A 13,324-nucleotide genomic window follows, 5' to 3' on the forward strand; every position below is an offset into this window, starting at 1 on the left:
TTTACACCCGGCGCCGGGTGTTAATAACAATATGTTTTTTATATACTTTATTTATTTAAACCATAAAAACCATAAGTGCCTTTAAAACTCATTTTTTAATTTGAAGCTAATCACATAATAATGATCTCCGTTCCCTATGATGTGCGGACAAAATAAAACGGGGATAGGGTTATGAGTACGACTGAAGATTCATATGTTGTGGCGGGTAATGAAGCAACCAGGAAGACCTCATTAAAGGAAAAATGGTGGCACATTCTTGATACTTACAAAGTGGGTATTATTCCGGTGCCGCTCTTTTTACTGGCGGGGGTATTAATCGGCATTGACTGTCTGAATGGCAAATTGCCGAGTGATATTGTGGTGATGGTCGCCACGCTGGCCTTCTTCGGTTTTGCCTGCGGCGAGTTTGGCAAACGCCTGCCGATTATCGGCAAAATGGGGGCGGCGGCAATTTGCGCCACCTTTATTCCGTCGGCGATGGTTTATTACGGACTGCTGCCGGATGTGGTGGTTGAATCAACGACCAAATTCTATAAAAGCACCAATATTCTCTATCTCTATATCTGCTGCATTATCGTCGGCAGCATTATGAGCATGAATCGGCAAACGCTGATTCAGGGCTTTATGCGTATTTTCTTTCCAATGCTGTGCGGCGAAGTGGTCGGCATGGTCGTCGGTATGGCGGTCGGCATCGCGCTCGGCATGGATCCGTTCCAAATCTTCTTCTTCCTGATTCTGCCCATCATGGCCGGCGGCGTGGGCGAGGGGGCAATTCCGCTGTCGATAGGCTATGCTACCATTCTACATATGGAACAAGGAGTTGCATTGGGACGAATTCTTCCTATCGTGATGCTGGGCAGCCTGACCGCGATTATTATCGCCGGCATGCTGAACCAGCTTGGCAAACGTTATCCGCACCTGACCGGCGAAGGCGAACTGATGCCGAACAAGGGCAACAACCTGAACAACCCCGACGGCGGTACGCCGGTAACCGGCTTCAGCAGCAAGGCCGATGTGACCGCCATCGCCTCCGGCGCGCTGCTGGCCGTCCTGCTTTATATGATCGGCATGCTGGGGCACAAGCTGATCGGCCTGCCCGCGCCGGTCGGTATGCTGTTTGTCGCGGTGCTGGTGAAACTGGTTCACGGCGTGTCGCCGAAAATGCTCGAAGGTTCGCAGGTTGTCTACAAATTCTTCCAGACCTCGGTGACCTACCCGATTCTGTTCGCGGTCGGCGTGGCGATTACGCCATGGCAGGAACTGGTGAACGCCTTCACGCTGCAAAATCTGCTGGTGATTATCAGCACCGTCGTCGCCCTGGTGGCCACCGGCTTCTTTGTCGGCAGAAAGATCGGGATGCACCCCATTGACGTCGCCATTGTTTCCTGCTGCCAGAGCGGGCAAGGCGGTACGGGGGACGTGGCGATACTGACCGCGGGCAACCGGATGGTGCTGATGCCGTTCGCGCAGATCGCCACGCGCATCGGCGGGGCGATTAACGTATCGATTTCGCTCCTGGTGCTGGGCAACTTCCTGGTCTGAACATATTGAGCAAAAGAAATAACACCGCAGGTTATCGCAGGTCTATTTTAAACGGGAAATATTATGAAACTGGCAAGCTATCGCTATAACGACAAAAACAGCTTCGGTATTTATACGCCGACCGGCCTGATCGATCTCGGCGCCAAAATCGGCCATCGCTACCCCGATTTAAAATCGCTGCTCGCCCAGGATGCGTTGCCCGCGGCGCGGGAATTTACCCATGCCGCGCCGGACGTCGCGCTGTCCGAGGTCACCTTTCTGCCGGTTATTGCCGAACCGGGAAAAATATTGTGCGTCGGCATGAACTATGCGGCGAAACGCCAGGAGTTTAACCAGGAGGATCCGGCGCCGACGTTATTCGTCCGTTTCGCCGACTCGCAAACCGGGCATGGCACGCCGGTGATCAAACCGCTCTATTCCAGCGAGTTTGACTATGAAGGGGAACTGGCGGTGGTGATCGGCAAGGGCGGACAAAATATTTCCCGCGATGCGGCGCTCTCGCACGTCGCCGGTTACAGCTGCTACATGGACGGCTCGGCGCGCGACTGGCAGCACAGCTGGTTTACCGCGGGCAAAAACTGGCGCCGGACGGGGGCGTTCGGCCCCTATCTGACCACGGCGGATGAAATCCCCGACCCGCAGGCGTTGGCGATTCATACCTATCTGAATGGCCGGATGGTGCAGGACGACAATACCGGCAGCATGATCCACCCGGTCGCGGAGCTGATTGAATATATCAGCACCTTCACCGCGCTGAGCGCGGGCGACGTCATTATCACCGGTTCGCCGGGCGGCGTGGGCAAAAAGCGCAATCCGCCGCTGTTTATGCAGGCGGGCGACCGTATTGAGGTCGAGATTGAGAACGTCGGCCATCTGCGCAACCTGGTGGTTGACGCCAATCAGCAACGGCAGCCGACGCCGGCCGCGGCCGCCGCGCACTAAGCGATACGCCTCCGGGTTGCCCGGAGGTATACCAATCTATGTTGAACAACAGAAGTCAGATGCAGGATTAATCGTTATGCATGCCAATGATTCCGTCTTTTTCGATACCTTGGATATGCGCATGCAGCCTCAGGCAATCCCCGAGATTCGCCGGTTGCTGGCGCAGTGCCGGCTCGGTATGGATGATGATATCGACACCTTTGTCACCGGCCGCCTGGGCGGCGAATTGGCGGCCTGCGCGGGCATGGCGGCAAACATCATCAAGTGCGTCGCGGTGGCCCCGCGGTACCGCGATCGGAACCTGGGCGTTCGGGTGATCAATGAGGTGGTGCAGCAGGCGGCGCAGCGCGGCCATTTTCATCTATTCCTCTATACCAAACCGCAAAACATCGCCATTTTCCGCGCCTGCGGCTTTTATCCGCTGGCGCAGTATCAGGATAGCGCCGTGCTGATGGAAAATACCCCCATCGGCATCACGCAGTACTGCCGCTCGCTGGCGGCGTATCGCCGGCCGGGCACGCCTATCGGGGCCATCGTGATGAACGCCAATCCGTTCACGCTGGGGCATCGCTATCTGGCGGAACGCGCGGCGCAGTCGTGCGACTGGCTGCACCTTTTCGTGGTGCGCGAAGACGCGTCGCTATTTCCCTTTGACGAACGGCTGGAAATGGTGCGCCGGGGCGTGACCCATATCGACAATCTGACGGTACACGCCGGATCGGAATATATGATCTCCAAAGCCACCTTCCCCGGTTATTTTCTGAAAGAGGAAAAATTGATTACCCGCGCGCATGCCGCGCTGGATTTGATTATTTTCAGAAAATATATCGCGCCGGCGTTGGGCATTACCCGGCGCTTCGTCGGCACGGAGCCGTTTTGCGCGCTGACGCGGCAGTATAACCAGGATATGCATTTCCGGCTGGAGAACGCGTCGGCCGTGGATGCGCCCGCGCTGGCGGTGATGGAAATCGAGCGTAAACGGGAAAGCGCCGGCGTGGCGATCTCCGCCTCTGAAGTGAGAAAGTTATTAAAACTGCGGCAATACCGCCGTATTCAGGAATTAGTGCCGGCCTCGACGCTGGAGCATTTACAGCGCTATTACCAGGCCGAATACGCTTAATTAAATTAATCAGGACAGCCCTATGAAGATTATTAAGGAGTCTCTGGCCGGAACCCTGGAATCCAGCGATCTGCTGGTCAAGGTCGCGCCGGCGCAGGGAGAGCTCACCGTGGTGATTAACAGCGAAGTGATAAAGCAGTTCGGCCATCGGATAAGACAGGTGGTGAATGAGACGCTGCAAGCGCTGGAGATCACCGCGGGCACGATCGTTGTTGAAGATAAGGGCGCGCTGGACTGCGTGATTCGCGCCAGGGTGCAGAGCGCGGTGTTGCGCGCGGCGGACGTTCAGCAGGTGGAATGGGAGAAACTGCAATGAAAAAATTGCGCCGCAGCATGTTATTTCTGCCGGGAGCGAATGCCGCCATGTTGTCCAATTCGTTTATTTATAAACCCGACTCCATCATGTTCGACCTGGAGGATGCGGTTTCCCTGCGCGAAAAAGATACCGCCCGCCTGCTGGTTTTCCATGCGTTGCAGCACCCGATGTACCGCGATATTGAAACCGTGGTGCGCATCAATCAGCTGAGCACTCCGTTCGGCCTGCTGGATCTGGAGGCCGCGGTGCGCGGCGGCGCCGACGTTATCCGCCTGCCGAAAACCGACTCCACCGACGACGTGGATGAACTGGAAGGGCATCTGGCGCGCATCGAGAAAGCCTGCGGGCGGGAAGTGGGCTCCACCCGCATTATGGCGGCCATCGAGTCGGCGCTGGGCGTGATTAACGCCGTCTCCATCGCCCGCTCGTCGCCGCGGATGATCGGCATTGCGCTGGCGGCCTTCGACTATGTGATTGATATGCAGACCGAACGCGGCGACGGCACCGAACTGTTCTACGCCCGTTGCGCGGTGCTGCACGCCGCGCGCGCGGCCGGCATCGACGCTTTCGACGTGGTCTATTCCAACGTCAACGACGACGCCGGCTTCCTGCGGGAAGTCGAGCTGATCCGCAAACTGGGTTTTAACGGCAAATCGCTGATTAATCCCCGCCAGATTGAGCTGCTGCATAACGCCTATGCGCCGACGCAGGACGAAGTGGATTACTCCCACCGGGTGCTGCAGGCCGCGGAAGAGGGGGAGCGCGCGGGACTGGGGGTGATTTCCCTGAATGGGAAAATGATCGACGCGCCGATTATCGACCACGCGCGCATGGTTCTGGAACGCGCTCAGGCTTCCGGCGTGCGTAAATAAGACCCGGCAATGATAGATCTCAGGAATCACAGGATTAGACCATGAGCAACTTTATTGAAGCGCTGCAACGGCAGTACCCGCAAACGCGCAATCTGTCCCCCTTTGTCGATGCGAATCACCAGACTCCCTGGCTAAACGACGTCAAACGGAAGCATGAACGCAAACTGTGCGCCGATCTGGCCGAGGCCATCGCTAAAAGCGGCCTGAAAGACGGCATGACCATCTCTTTCCACCACCATTTCCGCGAAGGCGACAAGGTGATTAATAGGGTGGTGGACACGCTGGCGCAGCTGGGATTCAAAAACCTGACGCTGGCCTCCAGCTCGCTGATGAGCTGCAACGCGCCGCTGATTGAACATATTCGCGCCGGGGTGATCGCCCGCATCTACACCTCCGGCATGCGCGGCGAACTGGCGGACGCCATTTCCCACGGCCTGATGAAAGAGCCGGTGAACATCCATTCGCACGGCGGCCGGGTGCACCTGCTGCAAAGCGGCGAACTGAAGGTGGACGTGGCGTTTCTCGGCGTGCCGTGCAGCGATGAATTCGGCAACGCCAACGGCACGGCGGGGAGATCGCGCTGCGGCTCGCTGGGCTATGCCATGGTGGACGCCCAGTACGCGCGCAAAGTGGTGCTGCTGACGGAAAGCCTGGCGCCGTTTCCCAATATGCCCGCCAGCATCGTGCAGGATCGGGTGGACTACGTGGTGCAGGTGGCGGAAGTGGGCGACCCGGCCAGGATCAGCGTCGGGGCGGCTCGCGTCACCAGCAACCCGCGTGAGCTGCTGATCGCCCGCCGCGCCGCGGACGTTATCGAACATTCCGGCTATTTTAAAAACGGCTTCTCCATTCAGACCGGCTCCGGCGCGGCCTCCACCGCCTGCACCCGCTTTCTGGAAGACAAAATGCGCCAGCAGAATATCGTGGCGAGCTTTGCCCTGGGCGGCATTACCGGCAGCATCGTCGATTTGCATGAAAAAGGGCTGATTGAAAAACTGCTCGACACCCAGTGCTTCGACGCCAACGCGGCGGAATCGCTGGCCAGGAACCCGAACCATGTGGAAATCTCCACCAATGTCTACGCCAATCCGAGCGCGAAAGCGGCCTGCTGCGACCAACTGGATGTGGTGATCCTCAGCGCGCTGGAAATCGACACCGATTTTAACGTTAACGTGATCACCGGTTCGGACGGGGTCATGCGCGGCGCGTCGGGCGGCCACTGCGACGTCGCCACGGCGGCGAACCTGACTATTGTCGTCGCGCCGCTGATCCGCAGCCGTATTCCGACGGTGGTTCGCCAGGTCACCACCTGCGTCACGCCGGGAGAGAGCATCGACGTGCTGGTGACCGATCACGGCATCGCCGTGAATCCCCGGCGCCCGGAAGTCGCGCAGCGCCTGCAACAGGCGGGGTTGCCGCTGCTGTCGATTGAAGCGCTGTATCAACGGGCCATCGAACTGGTGGGCGAACCCAGGGCGATTGAGTTTCATGAGCGCATTGTCGGGGTGATCCGCTATCGGGACGGCAGCGTGATCGACGTGGTGCGCCAGGTGAAAGAAAGCGATGAGTAAAACGGACCAACCAATCAGGCAGCGGACCGTGGACGACCCCGTTCCCGTTACCCTGAAAGCGTTGCTCGCGGCGAAGGAGCGCCGCGCCGCGCGGCAGCGCGCGTGGCTGACGGAGTATCGCGCCACGCTGGTTTCGCTGACGCTGGTTACGCCGGGGCCGGTAAAGGATAGCGCGCCGTACCGCCTTGCCATGGGCGAAGCGATCGAGGCGCTGAATACGCTCTGCCGGCGGCGCGGCTGGCCGGTGCTGGCGCAGCAAACCCAGTGGCTGGCGACCGGCGCCGAAGGCTTTTGGGCGATCGGCAAAGACGCGCCGACGGTCAAAGCCGCCGCCATCGCGCTGGAAGAGCGCCACCCGTTGGGCCGGCTGTGGGATATCGATGTGATCTGCCCGCGGGAAGGGGCGATCGGCCGCGCAATGCTGGCGCATGAGGCTCGCCGCTGCCTGCTGTGCCAACGGGCGGCTCACGCCTGCGGGCGCTCGCGGAACCACCCGTTGCCGGAGCTGGTGCGGCACGTTGAGGGAATGCTTAATGCCTATTTCAATCCGGCCTGAGCCATTGACGCCGCGCGCGCCGTCCGCTCGGCGGGATGGCGTATCGCCTGCGGCGCTGCCGGATATTGACCTTTGGGTGACGCGGGCGCTGACGGCGGAGGTGATGCTGACGCCCAAACCGGGGCTGGTGGACCGGGCGAACAACGGCGCGCACCGCGATATGGACGTCGCTCTGTTTCACGACAGCATCCGCGCCATATCCCCCTGGTTTCGCCGCTTTACCGCCGCCGGCTGGCGCTATGCCTATCTGCCTTTGCCGCAGTTGCTTCCCCAGATCCGGCCCATCGGGCTGGCCTGCGAGCAGGCGATGTTCGCGGCGACAAAGGGCGTCAACGCCCACAAAGGCGGGATCTTCGCCTTTGGTCTGCTTTGCGCCGCGGCCGGGTGGCTGGCGGCTCAGGGACGGCGCGTGACCCGCCGGGATCTGTGCCGCAGCGTAGCGGAAATATGCCGCGATATGGTGCGCCGGGAGCTGGCGCACGGCGGCGGCGCGGCAACCGCCGGGGAACATCTCTATCGTCGCTACGGCCTGACCGGCGCAAGGGGGGAGGCGGCCAGCGGATTCAATACCGTGCGCCGGTTTTCATTACCGGCATTAACGCGGGCCGTCGCCGCGGGGGCCGACGAGGAAACGGCGCTACTGCACACGCTGCTGGTGCTGATGGCGCACAACCCGGATACCAACCTGGTTTCCCGGGGCGGTATGCAGGGGCTGGACTTTGTACAGCGCTACGCCGGAAAACTGCTCGCCGCGCCGCTGGATCGGCAGGCGCTGATTACCATGGATAAGGCGCTGATCGCCAGAAACCTCAGCCCCGGCGGCAGCGCGGACTTGCTGGCGCTGACCTGGCTGTTATTTCACTATCCTGAAGCCTGAGCCGTTATACCTGATTCCCTAAAGTTATAGATGATATGTGTCGATACCGTTTGAAGCGATTTGCATCATGTGGTTCATTAGATAAAGGCATTAATAAGACTATGGCTATAGGATGAGGATAACAGCGGTGGATGAAAATTTGAAAGAGCAGTTCGTCAAGCGTAATAAACTGGCTATCTGTGCAACACTGCGTGAATTAAAGAAAAACGATACCAGCGTTATGGTTCATCATTCTCGCGGCCAGTTCATCAGTAAAATCCTTGATGTGATATCCGACGATGATATTTTCGTATTTGACCTGGGCGGCGTTGAGCATGAAAACAGCCGGGCGTTGTATGCGGGGAAATTATCTTTCGTGGCGGAACCGACGGGGGCTAAAGTGGAGTTTAGCGCCAAAATAGCCAGAACCATCGATTTTCAGGGCCTGCCGGCGTTCACGGCGTCTATTCCGGAACGGCTCTATCTGATTCAGCGCAGGACCTATTTCCGCATCAACACGCCGCTTTGGCCGCCGCTGTTGTGCCGCGGCGAATTACCGGACGACACCCGCTTTCAGTTTACCATTAAGGATCTCTCCCTCGGCGGGCTGAGTCTGTATACCGATCGCGATACCACGGGGCTATTGACGGAAGGGGATATCATCCGCGACGTCGAGCTGGATCTCGATGAGTATGGCTTTTTCTGCCTGGACTTGCAGTTTGTCGGCCAGTCAACGATGAAAGACGTCGATAACAAAGGCGAGGTGAGGATCACCCAGCGGCTGAGCTTCAAGTTTCCGGCGCTGTCCGCGGTTCAGGAGCGCGACCTGCAGCAGGTTATTTTCGAGTTGGAACGATTACAGAACGAAAAGAAGAAAAAATTTCAGGATTGGTGATTTTTCAGTAAAATTTTTCCATACGGCAACAGAATAATTTGTAATAAAACAAAGAAAAGCAGCGCGATAGCCAACAAAATTATTTCCCGTCCGCGCAATATCTTGTCAGATGGAAATGAGTGGTGCAGAATACGCGCCTTGCAAAATAACCGACGTCTTAGCGCGTCGGTTATTTTTTTGCATTTATGTTTTCAACCAGAGGCCGGACTGCGCGCCGGAGAGATAAATTGTTTGAGTGCCAGAGAGCACGGTAGAGGAAAGGAAAGATGGGGCAACTTGATACCAGCACGGCGTCCGGCAAACGCGTCCAGCTAAGAAGAACGCTCACGCTATGGCCGGTTGTTATGATGGGGCTGGCTTATATGCAGCCGATGACCATTTTTGACACCTTTGGTATCGTCTCCGGTCTGACCGACGGACACGTTGCGACGGCTTACGCTTTCGCCCTGACGGGCATCCTGTTTACCGCCTTAAGCTACGGCAAGCTGGTGCGTCGCTTCCCGTCAGCCGGTTCCGCTTACACCTATGCGCAAAAAGCCATCAGTCCGCACGTCGGCTTTATGGTCGGCTGGTCGTCGCTGCTGGACTACCTGTTTATGCCGATGATCAATATCCTGCTGGCGAAAATCTACCTTGAAGCGATTTTCCCCGGCGTGCCGTCATGGATTTTCGTCGCCGCGCTGGTCGGGCTGATGACGCTGTTTAATCTGCGCGGCATCAATGTGGTGGCGAATCTCAACTCGGTCATCGTCGTGGTTCAGGTGGCGATTATGGCGGTGTTTCTGGCATTGGTGATTTACGGCGTTTATCAGGGCGAAGGCGCGGGAACGCTGGTCAGCGCCCGGCCTTTCTGGTCGGATAACGCCCACGTGGTGCCGATGATCACCGGCGCCACCATACTCTGCTTCTCTTTCCTCGGTTTTGACGGCATCAGCTCCCTGTCGGAGGAAACGCGGGACGCCGGCAACGTGATCCCGAAAGCCATCTTTCTGACCGCGCTGATTGGCGGGGTGATCTTTATTGCCGTCGCCTATTTCCTGCAACTGTACTTTCCGGATATTTCGCGTTTTAAACAGCCGGACGCCTCGCAGCCGGAAATCATGCTGTACGTCGCCGGGAAGTTCTTCCAGTCGATTATTCTGGTGTTCTCCTGCGTGACCGTGCTGGCGTCAGGCATGGCCGCCCATGCCGGGGTGTCGCGTCTGATGTACGTGATGGGCCGCGACGGCGTATTCCCCGAGCGTTTCTTCGGCTATATCCATCCGCAATGGCGTACGCCGGCGCTGAACGTGCTGCTGGTCGGGGCGGTCGCCTTGTCGGCGGTCTCTTTCGATCTGGTTACGGCGACCGCGCTGATTAACTTCGGCGCGCTGGTGGCCTTTACCTTCGTCAACCTGTCGGTGATTTCCCAGTTTTATATCCGTGAGCGCCGTAACCGTACGCTGAAAGATACCTTTAACTATCTTGTCCTGCCGGTGCTGGGGGCGCTGACCGTCGGCGCGCTGTGGGTCAACCTGGAAGAGAGCTCCATGACGCTGGGGCTGATTTGGGGAACCATCGGCCTGCTGTATCTGGCTTTGGTGACGCGCCGTTTCCGTCAGCCGGTGCCGCAGTGCCGTGAAGAGCCGATGTAATCAGCTAAAAAGCGGGGATAGGCTTCTCCGCTTCAGAGCATTGACGAAGTAGCCATTGGTGATGGCTAATCCAAATCCGTCATTCCGCGAATACCCCCAGCGGTCCCGCGGTAGTCACCTCCGTCGTCCCCGCGGTAGTCACCTCCGTCGTCCCCGCGGCAGTCACCTCCGTCGTCCCTTGCGGTAGTCACCTCCGTCGTCCCTTGCGGCAGTCACCTCCGTCGTCCCTTGCGGCAGTCACCTCCGTCCTCCCCGCGGCAGTAGGCGGGGATCTGCTTGCGCTGGCGGTTCGGTGTACCAGAGATCCCTCCTCGCGAAGGCGGGGACCTGCGGGGATGACTAAGGCGGAATGCGGTTGCCGCAGAGGCCGTTAGCTGGTCAGCGCCTGAACGTATGCCAGCAGCGCCTTGATCAGATCGGTTTTTGGCTTATCCCCTTCGTAGCGCTGATACAGCGCGTCCAGTTCGGTAACGTATTGCTGCAGGCGTTCGGCGGTAAACACCTCCTGGCGATGCTGCAGCCAGCGTTGTTGTTCGCCGTCGTCCAGCGTGTTGGGAAAATTGCGCGCGCGATAGCGGAATAGCAGCGGCTCCAGGCGGTCGTCGACGAATTTAACGTCCAGGGCGGGCAGGTTCTGCGGCGCGGTTTGCTGAATAATCTTCATCGTCATGCGGTCGGCGTCGCCGAAAAAGCCGTCGTAAATCCGCAGGTCGACGTCGCTCTCGGCCGCGAATGCCGGCGACTCGGCGAACAGCGCGACGACTTTCTCGCGGACCTGGCTGTTTTGCCGCAGCAGCGCCAGATTGTCCCGGCAACGCTGGCGGTCGAGCCCCAGCCGGTCGGCGTCTTCCGGGCGCAGCGTATTGACGGGCGCCAGCACCGGGCACTTATTGATATGCACCAGTTTGATGGGAACCGCGCTCTGCCCGGCGCTTAACCGATCGCGGCGGGTATACAGGCGTTCGCGCAGCGTATCGGCATCCAGCTCCAGCAGCGGCGTCATATCGCCGGCAAGGTCGCACATAATGACGGCGTTGCGGTTATCGGGGTGCCACGCCAGAGGCGCCACCAGGCTGGTGTTGCCGCGCGCCGCGCCGAACATGCCGGAGACATGGACCAGCGGCTTCATCTGCGCAATATCAATCAGCGCGCTGACTTTATTCTTGTTGCGCAGTTGGAACAGATAATCAAACAGCCTGGGCTGCGCCTGCTTCAGCAACTGCGCCATGGCGATGGTGGCGTAGACGTCGGACATGGCGTCATGGGCATGCTCATGGGAGATGCCGTTGGCGCGGGTTAAATGTTCAAGCCTGAAGCTGGGCAGTCCCTCATCGTTTTCCGGCCAGACGATTCCCTCCGGGCGCAGCGCATGGCAGGCGCGTAACGCATCCAGCAGGTCCCAGCGGGAGCTGCCGTGCTGCCAGCTGTAGGCGTAGGGATCGTAGAAATTGCGGTAAAAGATATTACGGCTGACTTCGTCATCGAAACGGATATTGTTGTAGCCCATGATGCAGGTTCCGGGCACGCTGAACGCCTCATGGATCCGGCGCGCGAACTCCGCTTCATTCACCCCTTTGGCCGCGGCCAGCTGCGGCGTGATGCCGGTAATCAATACCGCTTCGGGTTCCGGCAGATAATCATCCGTCGGCTTGCAATAGATGACCAGCGGTTCGTCGATAATATTGAAGTCCGCATCGGTGCGTACCCCGGCAAACTGCGCGGGCCGATCGCGGGCCGGATGTTTACCGAAGGTCTCATAATCATGAATGAAAAACGTAGGTTGTGTTTTATCGGCCATAGTGACATTACGCTACATGATTGATCTGAACGCCATATCTGGCGGAAACAGGTAAATAAACCGCAAGGATATCATTGAATGCGTTTTCTGTGGCGCTTTCCTGATTCCGCTCACATCCGCCGCGGGCATAATTGCTAGGCAGGGGAACTATCCTCGGTTACAATTTCTCGCCTTTTAATACGAATGATAATTAAATTCTTTACCGTCTGAGACATTTTGCTCTGGGTAATCATCTGAAGGAGAAAACAATGCGGGTGAACGTAGCTTTGACGATAAGGTGGGCGCTATTGGCATTGGCGTCAATAGCGGTGCTGGCGGGTTGCGATCGGGCGGAGTCTTCATCCGAACAGGCTGAAACCATCAGCATTGAACATGCCCAGGGCACCACTAAGGTGCCGCTGCACCCGAAAAAAGTCGTCGTGTTCGCTCCCGCCGTGCTGGATACGCTGGATGCCCTGCAAATCGAGGTCGCCGGCGTGCCGCAGACCAGTTCGCATCTGCCCGAATTCCTCGCCAAATACCGCGGCGGCGAATACCTGAACGCCGGGACGTTATTCGAGCCCGATTATGAAGCGCTCAGCAGCGCCAAACCTGACCTGATCATTGCCGGCGGGCGAGCCGCCGACGCCTACGATAAGCTGAGCGCCATTGCGCCCACCATCTCGCTGGACGTCGACCCAACCCAGTTTATGCCCAGCTTTACCCAGCGCGTGGAACAGCTGGGGGACATTTTCGGCAAACAGGACGAAGCGAAAAAACAGCTGGAAGAGTTTAACCAGCAGATTGCCCGCACCCACGAAAAAGCCGCCAACGCCGGTACGGCGATGGTGCTGATGGTTTCGGGCGGCAAAATGTCGGCCTACGGTCCGAAATCCCGCTTTGGCTTTATTTTTGAACAGCTGGGCTTTAAGCCGGCGGTGGAGTTTCCCACCTCCGGAACCGGGCGCCACGGTAATGTGGTGACCTCGGAGTTTTTGCTGAGCGTCAACCCCGAGTGGCTGTTTGTGCTGGATCGCGATAGCGCCATCGGCAGATCCGGCACGGGGGGGGAGTCCGCGCGGCAGGTGCTGGATAATCCGCTGATCCATAAAACCAGCGCCTGGCAAAACGATCGCGTCGTCTATCTGGATTCCTCATCGCTGTATATCGCCGGCGGCCTGCAAACTTATAAAAATCTGATTGCGGACGTCAATAACGCGTTGGATAAGCAATAGCGGTTAGG

Annotated in this window: 12 protein-coding genes; 11 read left to right on the forward strand and 1 reads right to left on the reverse strand. The window is 58.4% G+C overall.

Features of this window, described 5'->3' with window-relative positions:
- Positions 1 to 171 precede the first annotated feature (171 nt).
- The 10 genes from MFP24_RS21890 to MFP24_RS21935 all read left to right on the forward strand — a co-directional run bounded on the left by MFP24_RS21890 (position 172) and on the right by MFP24_RS21935 (position 10,304).
- On the forward strand, positions 172 to 1,542 hold the full coding sequence (locus MFP24_RS21890; protein ID WP_249232543.1) for a 2-hydroxycarboxylate transporter family protein: 1,371 nt from the start codon (positions 172 to 174) through the stop codon (positions 1,540 to 1,542).
- A gap of 63 nt (positions 1,543 to 1,605) precedes the next feature.
- Positions 1,606 to 2,484 (forward strand): fumarylacetoacetate hydrolase family protein, encoded by an 879-nt coding sequence (locus MFP24_RS21895; RefSeq protein ID WP_249232542.1) that lies wholly within the window; start codon positions 1,606 to 1,608, stop codon positions 2,482 to 2,484.
- A gap of 76 nt (positions 2,485 to 2,560) precedes the next feature.
- Positions 2,561 to 3,604, forward strand: coding sequence for a [citrate (pro-3S)-lyase] ligase (citC, locus tag MFP24_RS21900; protein ID WP_249232541.1), 1,044 nt, complete (start codon positions 2,561 to 2,563; stop codon positions 3,602 to 3,604).
- Positions 3,605 to 3,626: 22 nt separating this feature from the next.
- Positions 3,627 to 3,920, forward strand: a complete 294-nt coding sequence (citD, locus tag MFP24_RS21905) for a citrate lyase acyl carrier protein (protein ID WP_249232540.1) — start codon at positions 3,627 to 3,629, stop codon at positions 3,918 to 3,920.
- The gene (citE, locus tag MFP24_RS21910) at positions 3,917 to 4,792 is read left to right on the forward strand and encodes a citrate (pro-3S)-lyase subunit beta (protein ID WP_249232539.1); all 876 of its coding nucleotides are present in this window, start codon (positions 3,917 to 3,919) and stop codon (positions 4,790 to 4,792) included. Before citD ends, citE begins: the two co-directional genes overlap by 4 nt.
- A gap of 41 nt (positions 4,793 to 4,833) precedes the next feature.
- A complete protein-coding gene (gene citF / locus MFP24_RS21915; protein WP_249232538.1) occupies positions 4,834 to 6,363 on the forward strand; it encodes a citrate lyase subunit alpha in 1,530 nt (509 codons plus the stop codon).
- Entirely contained in the window at positions 6,356 to 6,919 is a 564-nt protein-coding gene (citX, locus tag MFP24_RS21920; RefSeq protein ID WP_249232537.1) for a citrate lyase holo-[acyl-carrier protein] synthase, read from the forward strand. Before citF ends, citX begins: the two co-directional genes overlap by 8 nt.
- Positions 6,897 to 7,796 carry a triphosphoribosyl-dephospho-CoA synthase CitG gene (gene citG, locus MFP24_RS21925; protein ID WP_249232536.1) on the forward strand — a complete coding sequence of 300 codons (900 nt, stop codon included), beginning with the start codon at positions 6,897 to 6,899 and terminating at the stop codon, positions 7,794 to 7,796. The genes citX and citG overlap by 23 nt, the downstream gene beginning before the upstream one ends.
- Positions 7,797 to 7,923: 127 nt before the next feature.
- Positions 7,924 to 8,670 carry a flagellar brake protein gene (locus MFP24_RS21930; RefSeq protein WP_498366396.1) on the forward strand — a complete coding sequence of 249 codons (747 nt, stop codon included), beginning with the start codon at positions 7,924 to 7,926 and terminating at the stop codon, positions 8,668 to 8,670.
- 266 nt (positions 8,671 to 8,936) lie between these two features.
- A complete protein-coding gene (locus tag MFP24_RS21935; protein ID WP_249232534.1) occupies positions 8,937 to 10,304 on the forward strand; it encodes an APC family permease in 1,368 nt (455 codons plus the stop codon).
- 370 nt (positions 10,305 to 10,674) lie between these two features.
- Here the strand turns inward: MFP24_RS21935 and sbcB are convergent, their stop codons facing one another.
- The gene (gene sbcB, locus MFP24_RS21940; protein WP_249232533.1) at positions 10,675 to 12,102 is read right to left on the reverse strand and encodes an exodeoxyribonuclease I; all 1,428 of its coding nucleotides are present in this window, start codon (positions 12,100 to 12,102) and stop codon (positions 10,675 to 10,677) included.
- A 266-nt stretch (positions 12,103 to 12,368) separates the two neighbouring features.
- On the opposite strand from sbcB, the gene MFP24_RS21945 reads away from it, so the two are divergent.
- Positions 12,369 to 13,316: a siderophore ABC transporter substrate-binding protein gene (locus MFP24_RS21945; RefSeq protein ID WP_438839195.1), complete on the forward strand. Its 948-nt coding sequence runs from the start codon at positions 12,369 to 12,371 to the stop codon at positions 13,314 to 13,316.
- Positions 13,317 to 13,324: the final 8 nt, after the last annotated feature.

Origin of the sequence: Brenneria tiliae, assembly GCF_023347575.1 — a bacterium.
GTDB classification, from domain to species: domain Bacteria; phylum Pseudomonadota; class Gammaproteobacteria; order Enterobacterales; family Enterobacteriaceae; genus Brenneria; species Brenneria corticis.

Bases quoted from the DNA above. Each gene is read 5' to 3' on its own strand.
- sbcB (WP_249232533.1), bottom strand. From the start codon at position 12,102: ATGGCCGATAAAACACAACCTACGTTTTTCATTCATGATTATGAGACC.
- MFP24_RS21895 (WP_249232542.1), top strand. From the start codon at position 1,606: ATGAAACTGGCAAGCTATCGCTATAACGACAAAAACAGCTTCGGTATT.
- MFP24_RS21890 (WP_249232543.1), top strand. From the start codon at position 172: ATGAGTACGACTGAAGATTCATATGTTGTGGCGGGTAATGAAGCAACC.
- citD (WP_249232540.1), top strand. From the start codon at position 3,627: ATGAAGATTATTAAGGAGTCTCTGGCCGGAACCCTGGAATCCAGCGAT.
- citG (WP_249232536.1), top strand. From the start codon at position 6,897: ATGCCTATTTCAATCCGGCCTGAGCCATTGACGCCGCGCGCGCCGTCC.
- citF (WP_249232538.1), top strand. From the start codon at position 4,834: ATGAGCAACTTTATTGAAGCGCTGCAACGGCAGTACCCGCAAACGCGC.
- MFP24_RS21935 (WP_249232534.1), top strand. From the start codon at position 8,937: ATGGGGCAACTTGATACCAGCACGGCGTCCGGCAAACGCGTCCAGCTA.
- citX (WP_249232537.1), top strand. From the start codon at position 6,356: ATGAGTAAAACGGACCAACCAATCAGGCAGCGGACCGTGGACGACCCC.
- citE (WP_249232539.1), top strand. From the start codon at position 3,917: ATGAAAAAATTGCGCCGCAGCATGTTATTTCTGCCGGGAGCGAATGCC.
- citC (WP_249232541.1), top strand. From the start codon at position 2,561: ATGCATGCCAATGATTCCGTCTTTTTCGATACCTTGGATATGCGCATG.